Raw genomic sequence first — 23661 nt, forward strand, 5'->3', positions numbered from 1 at the left:
CATGAAAAAAATATTTTTGTCAATAGCGGTTGTTTCGTTTCTCGCAGGATGTAAGAACGACAGCTTTTTAGATATACCAGTTGAAGGACAGACTGAAGAATCTGCCTTCTTCAAAACACAGGATGACGCATTGAAGGCAACCAATGCTATCTATAGCTTTTTAAGAGGTTGGGAAAACTCAGCCTTTCCTTACCAGTTTATATTTGGAGTGCCAGCTGATGATGTAATCAAAGGATCTAATCCCGGTGATGCTTCATTTATTAATGCATACGACCAATTTACCTATACAGCCAGTGATGGTGGGGTAGAAGGCTACTGGACAGGTCAGTGGCAGGCAGTTTCACGTTCTAATCAAGTTATTACAAGAGTTCCTGAAATTAATATGGATGCTGCGATGAAGGGAAGATTAATCGCTGAGGCTAAATTCCTTAGAGCTTATTTCTACTTTAACTTGGTGAGAATTTATGGTGGAGTTCCTATTTTCGATGGTCTTCAGGAGAATTATAATAAACCAAGAAATACTCAGGATGAGGTTTATAACTTCATTATATCGGATCTTTTAAGTGCTTCACAGGCACTTCCTGATAAGTATGGCGCTTCAGACTTAGGAAGAGCCACAAAAGGAGCCGCTTTAGGCTTATTATCAAAAGTTTATTTGTATAAAAAAGACTGGCAGAAAGCTTATGATACCTCAAATCAGGTAATGGCAATGGGATATTCTCTGGATCCGGATTTTAACCATTTGTTCCGTGTGAAAGGAGAGTTTGGACCAGAATCAGTATTCGAAGTTGACTGTTCATGTAGTGCTCAGTATGGTGGAAGTCAGTACGCAGAAGTGCAAGGTGTAAGAAATCAGTTCGGCTGGGGATTCTTTACTCCGTCACAGGCTTTAGAAGATGCCTTTGAGCCAGGAGATATCAGAAAACAATTTACCATACTGAGAGAAGGGCAGACAACGCCGGAAGGAGATCTGATTAAGAAAGGAGATCCGCTTTCTGTAGATACATATAACTATAAGGCTTACGTTCCTAAAGCAGACCAGAATCCAACATGTGGTCAGGGATCTGTACAAAATATCAGAGTATTGCGATTTGCTGAAATTCTTCTGATCAATGCAGAAGCGGCAAATGAATTAGGAAATACTGGCGCGGCTCAGGCTTCTCTGAATAAAGTAAGAAACAGAGCAAAATTAGGAGATACAACGGCTTCATCTCAGGCAGGATTAAGAACCGCAATCTGGCATGAGCGTAGAGTTGAGCTGGCAATGGAAGGAGACCGCTTTGTAGATCTTGTAAGAACAGGTCAGGCGGCAACTGTTTTAGCTCCTTATGGATTTAAAGCAGGTAAAAACGAATTGTTCCCAATACCATTTAATGCGATTACACAAAGTCAGAATGTTCTGACTCAAAACCCGGGTTACTAATGATGTTTAAAAACATATTAATATTCACTTTGGCTATTGCAGGGGTTACCTGCAGTAGCCAAAGTCCTGTTAGGGAGAATAAGAAATCTGACGCTAAAAAGCTAACGGATGATCAGCTACTGGATAAAGTCCAGCGACAGACTTTCCGGTATTTCTGGGATTTTTCTGAACCACATTCAGGAATGGCAAGGGAGCGCTATCACCCTGATGGTAATTATCCGGATCGTGATGCTCATATTGTTACTACCGGAGGTTCAGGATTTGGGTTAATGTCTATTGTTTCTGCTACAAACAGAGGTTATATTAAGAGAAAAGAGGCTGTAGAACGTCTAAATAAAATAGCAGATTTTCTAGCAAAAGCAGACAGATTTCATGGAGCCTGGTCTCATTGGATAGATGGTGAAACAGGAAAAGTAAAGCCATTCGGAACTAAAGATAATGGTGGAGATCTTGTAGAGACTTCGTTTCTGGCACAAGGTTTCCTTGTTGTGCGGGAGTATTTTAAAAATGGAACGGCAGAAGAAAAAGCCCTGGCTGGAAAGTATGACAAATTGTGGAGGGGTATAGAATGGAATTGGTACACTAAGGGTGGTGAAGATGCTCTTTACTGGCACTGGTCTCCAAATTATGCATGGGATATGAACTTCAAGCTGGAAGGCTATAACGAGTGCTTGATTACGTATGTAATGGCTGCTTCATCTCCTACCCATACTATAAGCAGAGATGCATATGATAAAGGTTGGGCTCGTAGTGGTAAGATTATTTCAGATAAGGTAGCTTATGGTTTTCCGTTGATATTAAAACATAACGGAGCGGAAAATTATGGAGGACCTTTATTTTGGGCACATTACTCCTATCTTGGTTTAGATCCGAACGGATTAAAAGATCAGTATGCAGACTATCAGAAACTGAACTATGATCATTCGATGATCAATTATTCCTATGCTGTAGAAAACTCTAAAGCTTATAAGGGCTATGGAAAGGATTTCTGGGGATTAACAGCGTCTTATTCCAGAAATGAAGACGGCAGTACAGGTTATAATGCTCATATGCCGGGAAATGATGTAGGTGTTGTTTCTCCCACTGCAGCTATTAGTTCCATCGTATATACACCCAAAGAATCTATAGCTTTCATACGTAACCTGTATGAAAATTATCCTGATTCCTGGGGATTAGCAGGGTTCTATGATGCATTAAGCCCAAAATACAACTGGACTGCCAAATGGTATCTGGCCATAGATCAGGGACCAGAAGTTGTTATGCTGGAGAACTACCGTTCCGGATTAATCTGGAAACTTTTTATGAACGCTCCGGAGATTCAACAGGGTTTGAAAAAATTAGGGTTCACTACTTCAAAATACCCTTTGAAAGGGAGAAAAGCAGTAAAATAAAAATTTGTAAATTAGTCTGAGTTTTTAATGTTCTATTTTGAGACAATAGAACGTAATGAAAAAATAAAGTAACATGAAGAAATTAACGATTATAGCCGGGTTCATTTTAGCAGCGTTGTTTCCTGCACAACAGCTAGTTCATCAGCCGGTACAAAGCTTTCAGACAACAGAATATAATGCTAAAAAGAAAGCTTTTATTGATCAGCTGGTTGCGAAAATGACACTGGATGAGAAAATCGGTCAGCTTAATCTGCCGTCATCCGGAGATTTTACAACAGGACAGGCTCAAAGTTCTGATATAGGTAAAAAAATTGAACAGGGATTAGTAGGAGGTTTATTCAACATAAAAGGAGTTGGCAAAATAAGAGATGTACAGAAAGTAGCAGTAGAAAAAAGCCGTCTAAAGATTCCCATGATTTTCGGGATGGATGTTATTCATGGCTATGAAACAACATTCCCGATTCCGTTAGGACTTTCTGCTTCATGGGATATGGATCTTATTCAGAGGTCTGCACAGATTGCAGCACAGGAAGCTTCTGCAGATGGTATTAACTGGACATTCTCACCAATGGTAGATGTTTCCAGAGAGCCAAGATGGGGTAGGGTTTCTGAAGGATCGGGAGAAGACCCATATCTTGGAAGTCAGATTGCAAAAGCCATGGTTTATGGTTATCAGGGAAAAGACTTATCTCTTAAAAATACCATACTGGCCTGCGTGAAACATTTTGCACTGTATGGCGCACCGGAAGGAGGGCGCGACTATAATACGGTTGATATGAGCCATATAAGAATGTTCAATGAGTATTTTCCTCCCTATAAAGCCGCTGTAGATGCCGGAGTAGGTTCTGTAATGGCTTCATTTAATGAAGTAGATGGTATCCCGGCTACAGGTAACAAATGGTTGATGGATGATGTATTGCGTAAACAATGGGGCTTTAATGGTTTTATTGTAACGGATTACACCGGAATCAATGAAATGATTCAGCATGGAATGGGAGATCTGCAACAGGTCTCTGCTTTGGCAATGAATGCAGGTATTGATATGGATATGGTAGGTGAAGGTTTCTTAACCACCCTGAAAAAATCCATAAGCGAAGGAAAAGTAACCGAACAGCAGATTACTACCGCAGCGAGAAGAATTCTAGAGGCTAAATATGATCTGGGACTTTTTGATGATCCTTATAGATATACTGATGAGAAAAGATCTAAAGCCGAGGTTTTCAATAAAGCCAATCGCGAAGAAGCCAGAAATATTGCCGCACAGTCAATGGTTCTGCTTAAAAATGATAAACAAATACTACCTCTGAAAACATCAGGAACGGTTGCTGTTATTGGACCTTTAGCCAATAATAATGAGAATATGACCGGAACGTGGAGTGTGGCTTCCCGTATAAAAGATGCTGTTTCTATGATGACAGGTCTTAAAGAAACTGTAAAAGGAGTCAATTTCATTTATGCAAAAGGAAGCAATGTTTTCTATGATGCTAAAATGGAAGAAAAAGCGACAATGTTTGGTAAAGTATCTAACAGGGATAGTCGATCTAAAGAAGCATTGCTGAAAGAAGCCGTAGAAACGGCTAAAAAAGCAGATGTTGTGGTATTGGCTATTGGTGAAACGGCAGAACTAAGCGGAGAATCGAGTTCCAGAACGAATATAGAAATTCCTCAGGCTCAGAAAGATTTATTGGCAGAGCTTAAAAAGACAGGAAAACCAATTGTGATGGTTCTTCTCACAGGACGTCCGTTGGTATTAAATGATGAAGCTAAACAAGCTGATGCAATCGTCAATGCCTGGTTTGCAGGAAGTGAAGCAGGTTACGCAATTGCAGACGTATTGTATGGTAAAGTCAATCCATCCGGAAAATTACCAATGACATTCCCAAGGAGTGTAGGACAGGTTCCAATCTATTACAATGCTAAAAATACAGGCCGCCCATTAAGCGATGATAAATCGGAAAAATGTGAGTTCGAGAAATTCAGATCTAACTATATAGATGAATGTAATACACCGCTTTTTCCGTTTGGTTATGGTCTTAGCTATACTTCGTTTGGATATTCAGATGTACAGTTGAGCAAGGCGCAACTAAGTGGTAACGATCAGTTAACCGCAAGTATAACATTGACGAATAATGGTAAGTACGATGGAAATGAAGTGGTACAATTGTATATCCGTGATATGGTAGGCTCGGTGACACGTCCGGTAAAAGAGCTGAAAGGTTTCCAAAAAGTGTTTTTAAAGGCTGGAGAATCTAAAAAAGTAAGCTTTACAATTACACCGGAAGATCTGAAATTTTATAACTCGGAACTGAAGTATGATTGGGAGGCCGGAGAATTCGATATTATGATAGGAACAAACTCTCATGATGTAAAACATGCAAAAATAAACTGGAATAAATAATAACAAAAGCAGCTGAAAAGCTGCTTTTTTATATTTTTGAAATATGATAAAAAAGATAGGTTTCGTTTTAGCATTAATGTGGGTAAGTTTTGTTTTTGCTCAGGATTTTTCGCTGTTTAAGAAATTCAGATTTTCACAAGGAGAGCAAGTTTTGCCTTACAGGGTATTATTACCTGAAAACTTCGACCCAGTGAAAAAATATCCATTGGTCATTTTTCTGCATGGAAGAGGGGAGAGTGGTAATGATAATGAGAAGCAGCTGACCCATGGAGCAAAGTTGTTTTTGAATGATAGTAATCGGAAAAATTTCCCGGCAATTGTAGTTTTTCCACAATGTCCCGAGGATTCTTATTGGAGCAATGTGCAAATCTTATCCGATGATACAGGACAAAGAACATTTTATTTCACCAATAATGATGCACCAACAAAAGCGATGTTATTATTATCCGGCCTTTTTGGGAATCTACAAAAGCAGTATAATATAAAACAGGATCAGATTTATATTATGGGGCTTAGTATGGGTGGTATGGGAACTTTTGAACTAGTGAACCGCAAGCCTGGAGTATTTGCCGGGGCTATCGCAATATGTGGGGGAGCGGAACCATCCACAGCTTCTAATCTGAAAGCTACAAACTGGTGGGTTTTTCATGGTGGGAAAGATGATGTAGTACCTTCAGGGTTTTCAGATGCGATGGTAAAAGCAATGAAATCGAACGGAGTGAAGGTAAAGTATACTTTATACCCCGAAGCAAATCATAACAGTTGGGATTCGGCATTTGCAGAACCTGATTTATTGAAATGGCTCTTTAGCCAGAAGATTCAAAGAACCGTAACTAAATAATTATCTGATTATATAATTCAGAAGCGCCGCAGACTTTGTCTGCGGCGCTTCTTTTAACAATATCTAATTTAAACTTATTTAGCGTTTTTCTGCTTTAATTCCTCCTTATCTTTTTCAGAAGGATTCCATACTTTGATTTCAGAATCTTTAGTGATACCGGAAAGTATCTGTACGTTGATCCCATCACTAGCACCAAGAGTTATATATACTTTTTTAAACTTACCGTCTTTTTGTTTTACCTCTACGAAAGCTTTGTCTTTGTTATTTTGTTTTTCGTACTGGATAAGTGATTCATCCAAAAGAAGAGCATTTTTCTGGCTGTTCATAATGATTTCACCATTGGCTGAGAATCCTGCACGGATATATTCGTTATTAGGATTGAACACGTCTGCTTCCAGAGGGAATTTAATACTTCCGGTTTCATCCTTTCCTTTAGGTGCAATTAACGTTAGCTTTCCAGGGAAAGTTTTATTTTGTAAAGCCCCGATGATGATATTCATATTCATTCCTTCTTTTAGTCTTCCAGCCTGAGCTTCATCAATAGTACCTTTAAAAATAAGAGAATTAAGGTCAGCAACAGTACAAATAGTTGTCCCGGCATTGAAGTTATTTGCTTCGATAACCTGACTTCCTTCTTTTACAGGAATTTCCAGAATGGTACCATTAAGCTTGGAACGAACCTGAGTTGTTGCCAGACTCTGTAATTCCGGAGTAGATCCGGTTCTGGCAATCTGAAGGCGCTTTTCAGCAGTTCTTAACTGTTGCTCTGCAATTGATACAGATTGTGCTGCACCTTTATATTGTTGTTCGGCATTATAATATTCTTGTTTAGAAATTACACCTTGTGCAAAAAGTCTTTTTTGCATATCGTACTGCTTTTGCTGGTTGTTTAGAGTAATTTTAGCATTACCAATCTGCAATTCGGCATCCTTTATAGACTGTTGTGCAGCATTCATTTCAGAAATACTAGGTACAACATTAATTGTAGCGATTAATTGTCCTGCTGTTACTTTATCTCCTTGTTTTACATGGATAGATTTTATAATCCCGGGAATATTTGGTTTTATCTCAACCTCTCTGCGTGGCACAATTGTACCAGTTGCAAGCACTTTATCCTCCAGTGTTTGTATAGTAGGTTTACGTGTTAAGAAGGCCTCTTCCTTTGCAGAATTGGACGAGATCATATAACTGATACCTTTAAAAAGAACCAGCAATAGGATAATTCCTAAGATGATATAAATGATTTTTTTGAAGTTGAGCTTCTTTTTCATATAATTATTATTTTTTTATTAATAGAAATTAATGGGTAATGAATCAGTCGTTTGTGAATGTGTCAATGAGTGAATTGTGAATAATTAATTTTTATGATTTTAAAAGATTACTTAGTAAAATTAATGTTGATACGATATAATTTCCTAATTCTGTCAATTCTTCTGGTTTTATATAATTTCTTTCAATAATAACCTCGCAGCAGGTATCGATTTCTACTATTGAGCCTCTTGCGATTTCATAAAATCTGTTTCTTTCTGTTTTTGATTTTCTGGATGAATCTTCGGATATATTTAATAGTACTGATGTTGATGCTCGTTTCAGTTGGCTTTTTAAATTAAAATTTTCAGAATCAGGTAATTTTTCAAGAATATCATAAGATGCATTAAGTAGCTTCTTTGCTGATTTATAAACTTCCAGATTTTGATGATTCAATTTTAAAAACATAACATACTATTTTATTGATATATTCACCTCAATTCACTTATTGACCCATTCACCTATTCATTGTTTTATTCTGTTCTTAATGCTTCAATAGGTTTTATTCTTACTGCTCTTTGTGCCGGAATGAGTCCGATAATCAATCCCAGGAATACCATCACAAACATGGCAGAGAAGACATTGGAGTAGTTAACACTCGGATTATAAAATGGGAATGAATCATTATTTTCCGTGAGGGCATTAATCCCCATGAGCAGGAATATACCCAGGAAAAAACCAATAAGACCCGAACTAAGTGTGATAACAACACTCTCCAAAAGAATTTGGTTACGAACTTCCGAAGGTTTAGCTCCCAGTGCACGACGAATACCAATCTCTTTAGTACGTTCTTTTACTGTAATCAGAAGAATATTGGAAATGGCAATAACTCCCGCAATAATAGTAAGTGTTCCTACAATAATGGTAAGAAACTGCATTCCGGTAAGAAAACCTGTTAGCTTTTTGAATTCTTTCCCCAGATTAAAACTTCCATAGGCGTTTTCATCTTCAGGAGAGACATGGTATTTTTCTTTTAATACTCTTTTAGCATGATCTTCTATCTGAGCAAGATCTGCATTGTCTTTTCCTACAACAGCAAACATTTCGGCAACATCTCCGTTATTGAACATTTTGTTGTATGTTGTAAAAGGAATAAACACCATATCATTGCTTTCCATTCTGGGACCATTTGTAGCCACCTTAAAAACTCCGATAACTGTAAAATATATTCCCTTTATTGTTACAGTTTTACCAACGGGATTTTCTCTTTTTTTAGCATCAAAAAAAGATTCATATACCTCATTTCCGATCACTACAACATTCTTGTTGCCGGATATATCGGCATCGTTGATATATCGCCCGAATGTTAGTTTCTTTTTACTGATAGCATCTCCGATAGGATAATCCCCGGTGATTCCGTAGTTCCCCTTTTTTCCGTTGCGTACTAATGGTTCGGGTTTTCCAAAACGCGCTCCACGACTATTTTGTGGTGAAATGTACTTAATGCCCGGAACTTTATTTTTCAACATTTCTATATCATTGGTATGCAGCTTCATTAATTTTCCTTTTGGAAATCCTCCATAAGGAATAGAAGTGCTTTGTGCCCACATAAAAATGGAATTGGTAGCAAAGCCATTAAAAGCCTTGTTAAATCCGTTTTCTACACCTTTGGCGGCTCCCAGAAGACTTACGTACAGGAACATACCCCATCCAACACCAATCATGGTAAGGAAAGTTCTGAGTTTGTTATTGCGCAGTGAGTAATAAATCTCCTGCCATGTATCTAAACTAAATAATAATTTCACTTTGTCAGGGTTTTATTCTGTTCGTAATGCTTCAATAGGTTTTATCTTGGAGGCGCGGTAAGCCGGAACAAATCCTGCGATAGCACCTGCAATTACAAGGCATAAGAAGGCGAAAATTACCATTCCTGTGCCTACTTTTGGTTCTTTTATAAAATATGGTTCCAGGCTATTTCCTAACAGATTAAGTGTTAATAGACCGAATAATACACCAACAAGCCCGGAAATTACTGTGATAACCACACTTTCCTGTAATATAAGAGCAACAATACTGTTTGGTCTGGCTCCGATAGCCTTTCTTACACCTATTTCCTTTGTCCGCTCTTTAATAATATACACCATAATATTACTGATTCCGATGATTCCGGCGATTAGTGTTCCACCACCAATAACTCCTACAATAACAGTTAATACAAGCATAAACTGTAATGTGTCTTTCATATTTTCGGCATTATTTCTTACAATAATACCATTGTCATCTGCCGGATCTATACGGTGCTTACTTTTCATGTCTTTTTTTATGTCATTTCCCAAATCAATAGCTTGTTGGGTTGACATTTTTTTGTCATAGGTAACGAAAATAGTGTTCAGCGTATCCGAGCTTTTTTTCATCATCTGTAAAGTACTTACCGGAACGGTAATCATACGCTCGTCCCAGTCACCACCGTTATCAGAGAATACTCCGACTACAGTAAAGCTGGTTCCGTTAATATTGATTCTTTTACCTATAGGACTTGCATTTTTGATGAGATCTTTCTGGACCAGTCGACCAATTACCGCAACATTTTGCTGACGTGTTACATCCGATGCATTAATATACCTGCCATCTGTAACAAGCCTGTTTTCTATTTTTATTTCGTCGCTATTGGTACCGGAAATCTGATAATTGCCACTTTCTTTTCCATATTTTACCATCATATTGGCACTATAGCGTGGAGCAGCAGATTCAATCTGAGTTTTATTTTTATCGGTAATTTCTTTATAATCACTGTTCCGCATGATAATCTTACGATTGGACTGCATCCCGGCATAAGGTTTGGAAGTTTGTGTACTGAATATTGTAATAAGATTTGCAGCATCTCCATTAAATTCATTTTGAAATGAATTCTGTAATCCGTTACCGATACCAAAAAGGACAATAAAAATAAAGAGTCCTAAAGCGACAGTTACTCCCGACAAAATCGTCCGGAGTATATTACTTCGGATAGAACTGAATATTTCGTGCCAGCGGTCTATATCGAACATATTTTGTTATATTTTGTATGTTAATAGTGAATAAAGCTTAAGAGTTGGAAGTGAGTGCAGTTATTTTATTGTAAAATTCACTTATCCACATTTATGTATTCATTATTCTAACACTAATTGTTTGATAAATTCGTCACTTTCAATAACGCCATCTTTCAGGACAACATTACGTTTGGTTTGTGCAGCAACATCAGGCTCGTGAGTTACAACTACAATTGTTTTTCCTTCGTTATTAATCTCCTGCAGTAGCTTCATAATATCGTATGTTGTTTTGGAATCCAGTGCACCTGTAGGCTCATCCGCCAGAATTACTTTTGGATTAGTGATAAGGGCTCTTGCAATAGCTACTCTTTGTTTTTGCCCTCCGGAAAGCTCGCTGGGTAAGTGATCTGCCCACTGAGCAAGACCTACTTTCTCCAGATATTCCAGTGCTTTTTTATTTCTTTCCTTTCTGGAAACATTTTGATAATAGAGTGGTAGCGCTACGTTTTCCAATGCTGTTTTATAGGAAATCAGGTTGAATGACTGAAAAATAAAACCTAGGAATTTACTTCTGTAGTCTGCTGCTTTTACCTCGTTAAGATTTTTAATGGGAACTCCTGCCAATTCATAAACTCCTGAATCAGCCTCATCTAATATTCCTATAATATTGAGTAAAGTAGATTTTCCTGAGCCGGATGACCCCATAATAGATACAAACTCACCTTCTTTAATATTCAGGTTGATCCCTTTCAGAACATGAAGTTTGCTTTTTCCGGTGTCATAAGATTTTTCAAGATTCTCAATTGTAATCATTTCACGAGTTTTACTAATTGGTAGTATAGAAAGCCAGTTTGTTACACGAAAAATATTTTTGAGAATAATTTTAAAATGTTTAACCGATAAGTCCTTTAATTCAGGCAAAAAAAAATAAGTGTTTAATATATAGTACGTAATTAGGCATTTTCTAACAACATCCACCTCTTAAGTGGCGTATAAATAGGTACTTAGGTATAAATGTGGATAACTTTTTTACGAGAAATAAGGCTTTAACGGTGATGACGGCTTTTTCCACTTTTTATTGTAACGACCTTTTGATAAATTTGTAATCTAACTTCACAGTTAAGGAAAAGTTTTTGGTTGAACTCAGTTAAAATACACAAATCATTATGGGAATTTTCGATAAACGAATCAGTTACAAGCCTTTTGAGTACCCGGAGGTCTTACAATTTATAGAAGCGATTAACAAATCATTTTGGGTACATTCCGAGGTAGATTTTACAGCAGACGTGCAGGATTTCCACTCACAATTGGAACCTCATGAGAAACACGCGGTAAAAAATGCATTGTTGGCAATTGCACAAATTGAAGTATCGGTAAAGACTTTTTGGGGGAATTTATATAACCACCTGCCGAAGCCGGAACTAAATGGTTTAGGAGCTACTTTTGCAGAGTGTGAGTTCCGTCATTCAGAAGCTTATTCACGTTTATTGGAGGTATTAGGCTATAATGATGAGTTTATGAATGTCGTGGAGATTCCTGCAGTAAAGAAAAGAATTGATTTCCTGACTAACGTACTAAAGCATGCAAATTCTGCGACACCTAAAGAATATGTTTCTTCTCTATTGTTGTTTAGTATTTTAATTGAAAACGTTTCATTATTCTCTCAGTTCGCCATTATTCTTTCGTTTACAAGATTCAAAGGGTATATGAAAAATGTATCCAACATTATTGCATGGACATCTGTGGATGAGCAGATACATGCTAATGCTGGGATTTATTTAATTAATAAAATCAGAGAGGAGCAACCTGAACTACTTACAGATTCTGATATCGAAGATATTTATACATTGGTAGACCAGTCTGTAGAGCTGGAAGCTGAAATCCTTGACTGGATATTTGAACTAGGAGAGCTAAGCAACTTCTCTAAAGAAGATTTGCTGAACTTTATGAAATACCGTGTAGATGACAGCTTGAAAAAGATCAACATGGCAACACGTTACAATGTTTCTCCGGAGCAGTATCGCCCAATGATGTGGTTTGAAGAAGAAGTGTTTGCTAACTCTATGGATGACTTCTTTGCAAAGAGACCAGTGGATTATACTAAACACGATAAGAGTATTACTGCAAACGATTTGTTTTAAGTTAATCCGGGAAACGATGATTAATGTATTGGTTAGCTATACAGTAAAACCTGAATATGTTGAAGACAATAAAACCAACATTAAAAAGTTTCTGGAGGATTTTAAACAACTTGATCAGTCTAAGTTTGAATATAAAGTTTATTTAAAGGAAGACGGAATAACATTTTTACATTATTCCAACTATGAAAACGAAGAAATGCAGTACGAAGTGCTAAACGTTCCTTCTTTTAAAGAGTTTCAAAGACTGAGAGATGAGAGCGGATTAAATGGCTCGCATCAGGTTAATTTTTTACAATCAATATAACAAAAACAGAATTCCGGCGGGGTTGCGATTAACCGGAACTCGTAAAAATAAAAATATTATGGAAGAACAAAACATATGGTGGCTGAATGAAGAGTCCGAGCAAATGCTGAACAGAGGTTATTTGCTGAAAGGAGAAACCGTAAAAGGGGCCATCGAAAGAATTACAACTGCTGCGGCAAAAAGACTGTATAAGCCAGAATTACAACCGGCTTTTGAAGAAATGATTACAAAAGGCTGGATAAGCTTTTCTTCTCCGGTATGGGCTAATATGGGAACGCAGAGAGGTTTGCCTATTTCTTGTTTTAATGTTCATATTCCTGACAGCATAGAAGGTATCACTCACAAAATGGGAGAGGTTATTATGCAGACGAAGATTGGCGGAGGTACTTCAGGGTACTTTGGAGAGCTTCGTCACCGTGGTACTGCTGTAACTGATAATGGAAAGTCTTCCGGGGCTGTTTCTTTTATGAAGCTTTTCGATACTGCCATGGATGTAGTTTCTCAGGGCGGGGTTCGTCGTGGAGCTTTCGCTGCATATCTGGATATTGACCATGGTGATATTGAAGAATTCCTTTCTATTAAAGATATCGGAAGCCCAATCCAGAACCTGTTTACCGGTGTTTGTGTGCCAGATTACTGGATGCAGGATATGATTGATGGTGATATTGAGAAGCGTAAAATCTGGGCAAGAGTATTAGAGAGTCGTCAACAGAAAGGATTACCATATATTTTCTTTAGCGATAACGTAAACAGAAACAAACCTCAGGTATATAAAGACCTGGGATTAACAGTAAATGCGAGTAATCTTTGCTCTGAAATTATGCTGCCTTCTTCTATGGAAGAGTCATTTATCTGTTGTTTGTCTTCTATGAATCTTGAACTATATGATGAATGGAAAGATACAGATGCTGTAAAACTTGCGATTTACTTCCTGGATGCTGTTTTATCTGAGTTTATTGATAAAACTGAAGGTAACTACTATCTACAGGGTGCAAGAAACTTTGCAATGCGCCACAGAGCTTTAGGTTTGGGTGTATTAGGATACCACTCTTACCTGCAGAAGAATATGATTCCATTCGAAAGTTTCGAGGCTACTCAGTTCAATGCAAGAGCATTCAGGCATATTAAAGAGCAGGCAGAACAAGCTTCGAGAGAATTGGCTAATATTTATGGAGAGCCTGAATTACTAAAAGGTTATGGTGTAAGAAATACAACTACTATGGCTATTGCTCCGACAACTTCCAGTTCAGCAATTTTAGGACAAACATCTCCGGGAATTGAGCCATTTGCTTCTAATTATTATAAAGCAGGTCTTGCAAAAGGTAACTTTATGCGTAAGAACAAATATTTGGCAAAGCTACTGGAAGAAAAAGGTATTGATAATGAAGAAACATGGAGAACTATTATGTTGAACCATGGTTCTGTTCAGCATCTTGCAGAACTTACAGAGGACGAAAAAGCGGTATTTAAGACCTTTAAAGAAATTTCTCCAATGGAGATTATCTCTCAGGCTGCACAAAGACAACAATATATTGATCAGGCACAGTCACTTAATTTACAAATACCATCTACTATGCCTGTGAAGGATGTTAATTATCTTTATATAGAGGCATGGAAGAAGGGTGTGAAAACATTATACTACCAAAGAAGTTCTTCAGTTTCTAAAGAATTAATGGTGAACTTTGTTTCTTGTTCTTCATGTGAAGCATAAATAAGCGTTTAGTTTAACTATACTATATAAAGCACGGAAATTATTTCCGTGCTTTTTTATTTGATACAGAAACAGATTTGCGAATTTTCTGTATTTATCCTTTTGAAATGACTTTTAAATCAGAATTTGGTATAATGAATTATATCATGTCTAATATTGAAAAACTACATATTTGTATTTAAAATGCTTGTTGGTAGACTGTTGCTTTATTTTTATTTTAAAAGATTATTTTTATTAATTAATCATGTGTTTTTATTTTTATATTGTAGTGTTGTTAAAATAATGGATTTAAAAATATGTTATTTTTATTACATTGTATAGGGAAGGTAATTAAATTGATTTGCAATTTTTTGGAAGTGATAATAATCACATTTTTAGTTAGGTCTACTTTAGATAAATTTGCAGTGTTAATTAGTTTTTCATATCAAGTTAAAGCATCTGTAACAGGATTGCTGTACTAAAGGCTCCCAATGGGAGCCTTTAGTATTTTAGAGATAAAAATCCCCGCAACATATTGTTGCAGGGATTTTTTTGTAAAATAAAATGAAAATTATTCTGATACCTAGAAGTTGTATCTGATTCCTAACTGTCCCTGGAATCTGGACGCAAATTGATCTATCGTATATGGAGTTCCAGGAGTTTTAAAGTTGTAAGTTGGGTCTCCGGCTTCCGGAACATTACCGCTAACATTACCTACTTTAGTTAAACCTACACTTGCTGTAGAGTTGAATGTATTTGGAACGAAGTATACTTTACCCCAATCTTTGTTAAGTAGATTTGTAATGTTCATAATGCTGAATGAGATCTGAATCGTATTTTTATTCTTATTGCTCAGTTTTATCTCGTCCATTATTCTAAAATCAGCCTGAACGTTCCAAGGTGTGAAATCACCATTACGTTCAGTAAACTTACCTCTTCTGCTGCTTAGGTATTTGTTGCTGTTGATGAAGTTTTCATAATCAGATACCTGTTGTTGTACGCTTACTGTATTACCTGCAGCATCTTTATAAGATACAAGGTATTTAGCAGCTTCTGCAGCATCTTTGAAGATGTAAGCTAGGCCGGCTGCCTGTCCTGTATTAGCGATAGTACTGTTAACAAATCCCCAGGAGAATGGATTACCAGACTGTGCATTGAAGTAAACGTTAGCAGAAAGTCTGTTGGTTTCGGATAGATTGATACCATAACCTAAGTTAGCAACGATTCTGTTTTTGATTGCAAAGTTAGATGTTGCCAATGCAGGATTGTTAGGCGTTAAAGATTGGTTCATCTGCCAGTTACTTTCCATTGAGTTTCTGATGCCATTGGTAATATCTTTTGCATCACCATAAGTATAGGCTGCGAAGAAATTGAAACCAAAGTTATATGATTTAGCCAATTGAACTGTCAGGTTGTAACGGTATCCTTCCTTGGTATTGGAAAGCATGTATGCATTAGAGAAGTTACTGTTAATGTTAGTTGTGTAAACCGGCATCTCATGATTGGTATCGTAGCTGTAATACGTAACCTTGTCCGTTTTGTTTACCTGCTGGAACATTAGATCATATATTACTTTAGTATAGATACCTTCTAATGTTAATTTGTAGCCTGCAAGTGTATAATCTAAAGCAAGTGAACTCCTCCATACACGTGGCATTTTGAAATTGTTGTCAATTAAGTCCACCTGAACTTTAGATGAGTTTTGCCATTTTGCAAAGTTTCCACTTACTAAAGGATCTCCATTTGTAGTTAATTGAGCTGGTGCAGGTGGGTTGTAATCGTAGCTTCCGAATCCTACACCGTCATTGTAATATGCGTATCCAAGCCATGCAAATGGAATTCTTCCTACAAAAATACCGGAACCACCTCTTAATACAACAGATTTATTTTCTGTAATATCTAAATTAAAACCAAGTCTTGGAGATAAAGTTGGCTTGCTAAGGTATTTGTTGGTAAGTTGGTTAAGTGGTGTATAGGTGTATGTGTTTCCGAAATTTGGATCATTCGGAGAAGCGTTTACCTGAGGGCTTAACTGTGGCTTATTTGGAAGATCTGTGTAATCAACTCTGATACCAGGTGATAATCTCAATCTTCCTAAATTGATTTCATCCTGAAGGTATAGAGAGAGCATATTAACCTTATAGTGTGCATAAGGATTGTTGAACAGTGTTTCTCTGTTGTCACCATTAAAAGGATATGTTCCTCTTATTCTGGCAGGTTTTGACGCAAAGAAATCGTCTAGATTTTTATAAGATATTCTTCCGTTTAATGCGTTTACAAAACCGTAATCAATATTGTATAACTCGTTATGGGTTCCTAATAGGAAATTATGTATACCCGTTTTGTATGTTAAGTTATTCGTGATTTCGAAAGTTTTCTGTTTCATGTTGAATACAGTTGCTTCTCTGTCGTTTCCGAATAATATTGTTCCGCCATTATAAGATATTTCAACCTGAGGGAACATCTTGTTCTGAGAAGATGGATCTCTGTAATCATGGATTGATGAATATCCCACGATTAAGTTATTGCTCCATTTGCTGTTGAAACGGCTTTTTAGTTCTAATGTTGTTGTGGAAGCTGTATTTCTTTGCGTAAAATCTATACTAGAAAAACGGAAGTTCGCGCCATCTCTTTCAAGATTTGAGGCTTGAGAGAATACAGTGTTGTTTTTGATGGAAAGGGAATGCTTATCATTTAATTTCCAGTCCAATTTTGTGAAAAGCTTTCCACTCTCGGAGAAGTTATTGTACTGATTGTAGCTTCCTATATCAAATCCGTAACGGTTTTGTACATCTCTGGCTATTCTTGCTGCTGTAGCATTATCAACTAAAGATCCGGGATCACCTGCGTTATAAAAAACAGGATCCGTTCTCTTAGTGTATTCAAAATTGGTAAATAAGAATACTTTGTCTTTTACAACAGGGAGTCCGATTCTTCCACCAGCAATATAGTCTTCAAAAGAACTTGGCATTTTAGAATTATCACCTACTCTGTTTTTACCGGTAATAGCTGCGTTTCTTCCGTAAAAATAAATAGATCCGTCAACATTGTTGCTTCCGCTTCGGGTTACAGCATTTATACTACCACCTAGGAAGTTTCCTAGTTTTACATCGTAAGGAGCGATATATACCTGTACATCCTGAATAGCATCCAGGCTGATAGAGTTGGAACGTGTACTGCTTCCAGGCATTCCGGAAGTTCCTGTCTGTCCTCCTAATGATGGACTGAAGCCGATGGCATCATTGTTTATAGATCCGTCTATGGTAACATTGTTATAACGGAAGTTGGTTCCGTTAAAAGAGTTGTTTGCACTCTGGGGAATTAATTTTGTAACATCCTGTATGCCTCTGTTGATATTTGGAAGTCCTGATATTTGAGACTGGCTAATTCCCACTCCGTATTTTACTGCTGTCTTCTTATTAGCAGTCAGCTTTACTTCGTCAATTGTTTTTTCTTTAGAAGAATTTACTTCTACTACAGGTAAATCATTGTTTCCTAATGAAAGCTGAAGGTTGCTGTTGGAGTAGATAATGTTAGAGCCTTCAGTGATCTCGATCTTGTACGGTCCGCCAGGCTGAAGGTTATCCAGACTGAATATTCCTTTGTTGTTGCTTTTTGTTTCGAAAGTACTGTTAGTAGGTAAGTGAGTTACTTTTACTGTTACTTCCGAACCGGAACCTTTTAATCTTCCAAGAATTTTGGAAGTTGTTTCCTGTGAGAATGCTAAGCCAAATGATAAAAGGGCAATAGCGCAAATAATTCTTTTCTTCATATCGAATAGTTCAAATTCTAGCGCAAAAATAAATGGCTGTACTAAAGAATCAGGAAACTGAAAATTAACATTGTGTAAATGATAATTTAACTTTTTCTTAAAAAAAACTTAATGATTATGAAAGTTTATAAATGAAGAGTGTTTGTTGATTCAGCTTATGTTGTAGTGTGTGAATAGTTCTTTGTTGTTTATTGATTTCATAATTTAATTTTACAAATTAGTTAATAAGTTTTCTATTTGATTTTTTGTATTGTGTTTAATTTTTATTTTGTATATATCTATAATTAATAGTGGTATTTTTGATTAATTAATTGTTTTGTTTAAATAGTTAATTTGCTTTTATATGTTCTCCGTTTTTTTAAATTTATCTTGGAAAGCGCCTGCTGTATAGGGTTTTTGGTTATTTATAATTCAATAATATTTATTTATTTACAGTGTCATTTATAAATATATCTATAATTAATTATTAAATATTTAAAATAAATATTTTGTGTGTTGTTTTTTTTATTAATTTTATTGAGAATTCATTGTAAGTACTTTATTAGTTAATAATATTTATAAATAAGAATATATGTTTAATAATGTTTCATTATAGAAACGTCATAATTTAGACTGCTTATGGGGGATACTATATTTTAAGATTTCTGAAAACTGTTTGACAATTTCTTACTATTTCTGTCAAACTTATAGTGTTAAGGGAAAAATGACATGTGTTTCATGTATGTTTTGTTTCTGATTAGTTTTTTTACGCTGATGATTATACTCCCGTGATATGTTTTATTGTTTCGGATTCGAATATTTATCAGATCGATTTTTTAGAGGTTTATCCTATACTGTTTTATTCAATGCTTTAAAAAAAGATTATTACATGGATGTTATTACTAATTGATAGATGATACTGGAAGAGGATAGATAGCTTCTTGTGTAAGTATTTTATTTATTGCATATGATAATTTTCAACACCTTTTTACAAATAAATAAATGAAAGAAATGAATAATAATACTACTAAAAGAGAATACGTTGCTCCTGAGTTAAATTGTGTTCTCATAGAAATTGAACAAGGAATTGCAGCTGGTTCGGCTACACTTAGAATCGGAGCTGCAGGATCTGAAGATACTCCTCAAATAGATGATTGGAATAACGGAGGCACATGGGGAAGCGGGGATTCTGATTTGTAAAGTTTTAGAAACTAAATTTTATTAATTAAAAATGAATTAAAATGAAATCTATATCTGAAAATTTTACAAAAATAATAAAAGGAATAGCACTTGGAAGTATTGTTTTTATAGGTGTAAGCTCATGTTCTTCCCGAGATGATAAATCAGAGGATCTGAATAATAGTGCTAAAGCTACATTGAATTTTAACATCGTAGGTATTGAAAACGCTGGTGGTATTTCTGCAAGTGCTTCTGCTAATAAACAGAATGGTGTTTTGACTGGCTCTTCTGTTATTACGAAGGAGAATACAATTTCTTTAAAGGATTTTGATGTACTAACGAGTATGGAAAAAGTTGAGACCGGCGGCTTAGGTGCGTTGGCTTCATCATCTGGAATGAATGGAGCTCTTGCAGCAACTCAGCCAATGAACGCAGGTGTTAAATATCTTATCCAGGTTTATGTTGCCGGAACAAATACTAATCCGGTTGTTAATACCGTGGCTACGGCTGGTGTTAATCCTTCGATTACAGTACCTGCAGGGCAATCTTATGACTGGTATGTTTTTTCTACTAATGATGCTACTGCGCCTGTTATTAATAATGGGGTTATAAGTAGTTCAACGATTGCTAATAAAGATGTATTATATGCTAAAAGTGCTGCTCCTGTTAGTGTTCAAAACGGGCAAAATGATTTGGCGGTTTCTTTCCGTCGTAATACGGTTCGGATAGATGTAAACGTAGATGCCCGTGGTCTTTTTGGTAAAATAGATAATACAACAACAGTAGAGCTTGGAACAGGTATGGGTGGATCATTTGCAAGTGTTGTTAAATCCGGAGACTTGAATATATTTACAGGTGCTTATACTAATATACAAGCAGTACCTGCTCTGGTATCCGGTAGTAATATGGTAAATACTGTAGGAGCGCAAGGCGATGCCGGTGCAACAAAAACAGCTTCTTTTTATACTGTGGATGCCAGTGCTAATGCTATACCTGCTAACCTTAGCGTGAGACTTGGTACATTGGGAGTAAATATGGATGATAATACCCTGAGAACTTTTTCAGGTGCATCAGTTGCTTATACTAATACCGCAATAACACCCGTAATTGGGACGCAGTATTTATTAAATGCACGCATGATAGAGTCTGGTATAGCCCAAGGGACAGCTATATGGGCGCGTACTAATTTGCAATACGCTGAATATGCTACTGATAAATATCGCTTCCTGCCGACTAATGATATTGCAATAAATCAATTGCTTAATATTCTTGATCTTGTACAATTGGGATTTGGTGGGAATACTATAACTAATAAGATTACGAATTTATATTGGAATTTTAATGCCTCTACACCGGAAGGAGCTTCTGGAAGTGGTGATCCATGTGCTTTGGTGTATCCAACAGGTAAATGGAGAACTCCTACTTCAGCAGAATTTACATCTTTAGGTACACCAGCAGGAGCAGCAGGGAGATATGTTGATGTAGGAAATGGGGTAATCTCTGATGCTCTTTTTGCTGGTCAATGGCCAATTCCAGGAACTGTTGATTCTGCTTTTCCGGTGCATTCTCAGAGATTATTTATTCCGATGTATGGTTACCGAGCCTCAACGGGCAATGTTTTAGATACTCCAAGTGCTCTACTTCCGGGGGCTGCAGCATCTGTAACATCTAATTATTGGACTTCTAATAATTCTGGAGCAAATGGTGTTAAATTTTTCAGAAGTTTAACAACGGTATTGTCTGTAATAGGTTTGGATACTGGTTATTCTACCCCCACAGAATTTGGGGCGGGTAAAGGGATGAGTGTCCGTTGTGTGAGAAGTTAATAATTTATTTACAATCACTTCACAATATATATATCATAAATGGGGTAATTTGGAGTTTCCAATTACTCCATTTATTGTTAATTGGAAGGGTGTTTTGAATAAATGATAAATAACGAGAGGAAAAAGGTTAAAAAATGATAATATTTTTTCTAGTCAGGGAAATAATATGTAGTTTTGCGCCAAACAAAAATATGATGAAAGAAAATATGAAAAAAAATAATGAAATTAAAACTTAATAGTTTTTCAGTTTTTTATTGCTCCTGTGTACTACTTTTTTCATGTGCAAAGAAGGAAGAGCAAAAAATAACACAACAACAGGAAATTACAGAGAACGAAACTGAACAGTCTGCTGATAAAGTGAATCGTTCAATTGCCAATTACTGGGATCATTACAATTTTGCCGATACAAATGCTATTAAAGATCCTGCTCAGGCAGAACAGGCTCTGGTAGATTTTATTGCCTTATTTCCGGATGCTGATCAAAAGCAAATTTCTCAGTCCATCAATGCAATGTTTGAAAAGGCTTCTGTAAATAAAGAAGTATTCAGCTTTTTCAAAGATGGATATGAGAAGTATCTTTATGATCCTAATTCTCCATTGCATAATGATGTATATTTCTTGCCTGTTTTAGAATATCTGGTCAATACTAAGCATCTTAATGATACCGAAAAAATAAGATACAGAATGTTGCTGAAGCTGGTGAATAAAAATATGCCAGGATCAGTTGCAACTGATTTCGAATTTATAGATTCTTCAGGAAAAGACCAAAATCTTCATCAGATTAAAGCACCGGAAAAATTACTTGTTTTTTATGATCCGGAATGTTCACATTGTGCAGAAGCTATTAAGCAAATGAGTCAGGATGTGAGAATCAATACGCTTATCAATCAGGAAAAACTGAAGGTTGTTGCTGTAAGTCCTGTTGAAGATATTAATAAATGGAAGGCATATCAGGCTAATATACCTACAAAGTGGATTAATGGTTTTGATAAAAAAGGCGATTTGAAACAAAAAGAACTTTACGATATCAAGGCTTTTCCTACTATCTATCTCCTTGATGAAAAAAATGAAGTTGTTCTTAAAGATACTAGTCTGGAACAAGTTTTGAGTTTGTTAAAGATCTGAGAATGATTTTATAATAAACGATTATTTTTTTTAATTATTGAATTTAATTTTATAAATTTCTGTTACTTCTTCAGTTAAGTAACTATACTAACATTTTAATGCTCTGAAAAATGCAGAAAATAATGTACAGAGTGATATGCAGCACTTTTTTGTTAGTAGTTTATCTTTAATGGATATGAAATTATTAATTGTTTTTATTCCTTTTTTATTTGCCGTGTTCTTGAGCAGGGTAATGATTCCGTATATCCTTCTGATTTCATATAAGAAGAGGCTGTTTGACCCGATTGATTCCCGAAAGCTGCACAAGCGTATAGTCCCAAGATTAGGAGGGGTTGCTTTTGCACCTATACAATGCTGTTTATTAGTTATTACTATGGTAGCTGTTTTTAAGCTAAATATTGTTAATCTGCAGGTTCAGTCATGGGCCATTATTCCAAGTTTGATGTTACTGGTTTGTGGGCTGGTTATATTATTTATTGTTGGTATAGGAGATGATTTGATAGGTGTAAATTATAAAGCAAAATTTATAGCTCAGATATTTGTTGCTTGCCTTTTTCCATTGAGTGGATTGTGGATAAATGATTTATACGGAGTTGGGCTTATAGTTTCATTATCTCCTTGGATTGGAATGCCTTTAACCGTTTTTATTGTTGTGCTTATTATTAATGCAATAAATCTTATGGACGGTTTGGACGGTTTGTGTTCCGGATTAGTAGGATTAGGATGTATCGTTTTAGGAGGCTTATTTATGTTTTATGATGCATGGCTGCATGCATTATTTGCTTTTATTACCGCAGGTGTATTGATTCCGTTTTTTTATTATAATGTATTTGGTACAGTACGCCGTCGTCGTCAGATTTTTATGGGGGATACAGGTAGTATGACGTTGGGATATTCGATTGCATTTTTAGCTATTAGCTTCGCAATGAATAATCGTTATATTAAACCTTTTTCTGAGGGAGCTATTGTTGTTGCCTTTTCTACACTTATCGTTCCCATTTTGGATGTAGCAAGAGTTATGTATGTACGTTGGAGATCTGGGAAATCTATGTTTTCGGCTGATCGTAATCATTTGCACCATAAATTTCTACGTTCCGGGATGTCTCACAGAACAGCGATGCTGGCTATTTTGGCATTAGCATTATTTTTTTGTATTTTTAATATAATAATGGTAGAGATTATTAGTAATAATGTCGTAGTTGTTTGTGATGTATTATTATGGATCGCCTTTCATTATGTTTTTAACAGAATATTTGAAAAGAAAATGAAAGAACAAAAACATTTAGAAACATTTAATTTAACTGAGAATTAAACC

Annotated in this window: 17 protein-coding genes; 11 read left to right on the top strand and 6 right to left on the bottom strand. The window is 36.1% G+C overall.

Translation table 11 applies throughout. From position 1 onward, the window contains the following. Window position 1: 1 nt before the first annotated feature. The 4 genes from BAZ10_RS16345 to BAZ10_RS16360 all read left to right on the top strand — a co-directional run bounded on the left by BAZ10_RS16345 (window position 2) and on the right by BAZ10_RS16360 (window position 6053). Window positions 2-1423 (top strand): RagB/SusD family nutrient uptake outer membrane protein, encoded by a 1422-nt coding sequence (locus BAZ10_RS16345; protein WP_078772939.1) that lies wholly within the window; start codon window positions 2-4, stop codon window positions 1421-1423. After that, window positions 1423-2814: a glucoamylase family protein gene (locus BAZ10_RS16350; RefSeq protein WP_078772940.1), complete on the top strand. Its 1392-nt coding sequence runs from the start codon at window positions 1423-1425 to the stop codon at window positions 2812-2814. Before BAZ10_RS16345 ends, BAZ10_RS16350 begins: the two co-directional genes overlap by 1 nt. Before the next feature lie 73 nt (window positions 2815-2887). Next, window positions 2888-5212, top strand: coding sequence for a beta-glucosidase BglX (gene bglX, locus BAZ10_RS16355; RefSeq protein WP_078772941.1), 2325 nt, complete (start codon window positions 2888-2890; stop codon window positions 5210-5212). A 43-nt stretch (window positions 5213-5255) separates the two neighbouring features. After that, window positions 5256-6053 carry a carboxylesterase family protein gene (locus tag BAZ10_RS16360; protein ID WP_078772942.1) on the top strand — a complete coding sequence of 266 codons (798 nt, stop codon included), beginning with the start codon at window positions 5256-5258 and terminating at the stop codon, window positions 6051-6053. Window positions 6054-6127: 74 nt separating this feature from the next. On the opposite strand, the gene BAZ10_RS16365 is transcribed toward BAZ10_RS16360, so the two are convergent. The 5 genes from BAZ10_RS16365 to BAZ10_RS16385 all read right to left on the bottom strand — a co-directional run bounded on the left by BAZ10_RS16365 (window position 6128) and on the right by BAZ10_RS16385 (window position 11143). Further along, entirely contained in the window at window positions 6128-7324 is a 1197-nt protein-coding gene (locus tag BAZ10_RS16365; protein WP_009086263.1) for an efflux RND transporter periplasmic adaptor subunit, read from the bottom strand. A gap of 91 nt (window positions 7325-7415) precedes the next feature. After that, complete coding sequence (locus tag BAZ10_RS16370) at window positions 7416-7769, bottom strand: four helix bundle protein (RefSeq protein WP_078772943.1); 354 nt, start codon at window positions 7767-7769, stop codon at window positions 7416-7418. Between the two features lie 65 nt (window positions 7770-7834). Further along, window positions 7835-9025 carry an ABC transporter permease gene (locus tag BAZ10_RS16375; RefSeq protein ID WP_078773049.1) on the bottom strand — a complete coding sequence of 397 codons (1191 nt, stop codon included), beginning with the start codon at window positions 9023-9025 and terminating at the stop codon, window positions 7835-7837. 93 nt (window positions 9026-9118) lie between these two features. Beyond that, entirely contained in the window at window positions 9119-10348 is a 1230-nt protein-coding gene (locus BAZ10_RS16380) for an ABC transporter permease (RefSeq protein ID WP_078772944.1), read from the bottom strand. Window positions 10349-10450: 102 nt separating this feature from the next. After that, window positions 10451-11143 carry an ABC transporter ATP-binding protein gene (locus tag BAZ10_RS16385; protein ID WP_078772945.1) on the bottom strand — a complete coding sequence of 231 codons (693 nt, stop codon included), beginning with the start codon at window positions 11141-11143 and terminating at the stop codon, window positions 10451-10453. 353 nt (window positions 11144-11496) lie between these two features. Between BAZ10_RS16385 and BAZ10_RS16390 the strand changes: the two genes are divergently transcribed. From BAZ10_RS16390 to BAZ10_RS16400, 3 genes are read left to right on the top strand one after another with little or no spacing between them, the layout of a single operon-like run. Continuing rightward, a complete protein-coding gene (locus BAZ10_RS16390) occupies window positions 11497-12471 on the top strand; it encodes a ribonucleotide-diphosphate reductase subunit beta (RefSeq protein WP_009086252.1) in 975 nt (324 codons plus the stop codon). Window positions 12472-12487: 16 nt separating this feature from the next. Continuing rightward, a complete protein-coding gene (locus BAZ10_RS16395; protein WP_078772946.1) occupies window positions 12488-12775 on the top strand; it encodes a hypothetical protein in 288 nt (95 codons plus the stop codon). Continuing rightward, the gene (locus BAZ10_RS16400; RefSeq protein WP_375600852.1) at window positions 12738-14486 is read left to right on the top strand and encodes a ribonucleoside-diphosphate reductase subunit alpha; all 1749 of its coding nucleotides are present in this window, start codon (window positions 12738-12740) and stop codon (window positions 14484-14486) included. Before BAZ10_RS16395 ends, BAZ10_RS16400 begins: the two co-directional genes overlap by 38 nt. Window positions 14487-15048: 562 nt before the next feature. Here BAZ10_RS16400 and BAZ10_RS16405 read toward each other — a convergent pair. After that, entirely contained in the window at window positions 15049-18237 is a 3189-nt protein-coding gene (locus tag BAZ10_RS16405) for a TonB-dependent receptor (RefSeq protein WP_078772947.1), read from the bottom strand. A gap of 981 nt (window positions 18238-19218) precedes the next feature. Here BAZ10_RS16405 and BAZ10_RS16410 point away from each other — a divergent pair. From BAZ10_RS16410 to BAZ10_RS16425, 4 genes are all read left to right on the top strand, one after another. Then, complete coding sequence (locus BAZ10_RS16410; RefSeq protein ID WP_078772948.1) at window positions 19219-19416, top strand: hypothetical protein; 198 nt, start codon at window positions 19219-19221, stop codon at window positions 19414-19416. A gap of 41 nt (window positions 19417-19457) precedes the next feature. Then, window positions 19458-21221 (top strand): fibrobacter succinogenes major paralogous domain-containing protein, encoded by a 1764-nt coding sequence (locus BAZ10_RS16415; protein ID WP_245803848.1) that lies wholly within the window; start codon window positions 19458-19460, stop codon window positions 21219-21221. A gap of 219 nt (window positions 21222-21440) precedes the next feature. Continuing rightward, on the top strand, window positions 21441-22346 hold the full coding sequence (locus BAZ10_RS16420) for a DUF5106 domain-containing protein (RefSeq protein WP_078772949.1): 906 nt from the start codon (window positions 21441-21443) through the stop codon (window positions 22344-22346). A 175-nt stretch (window positions 22347-22521) separates the two neighbouring features. Further along, window positions 22522-23658 carry an MraY family glycosyltransferase gene (locus tag BAZ10_RS16425; protein WP_078773051.1) on the top strand — a complete coding sequence of 379 codons (1137 nt, stop codon included), beginning with the start codon at window positions 22522-22524 and terminating at the stop codon, window positions 23656-23658. Window positions 23659-23661 lie beyond the last annotated feature (3 nt).

The sequence above is a fragment of the Elizabethkingia occulta genome (genome assembly GCF_002023715.1).
In the GTDB taxonomy this organism is placed as follows: domain Bacteria; phylum Bacteroidota; class Bacteroidia; order Flavobacteriales; family Weeksellaceae; genus Elizabethkingia; species Elizabethkingia occulta.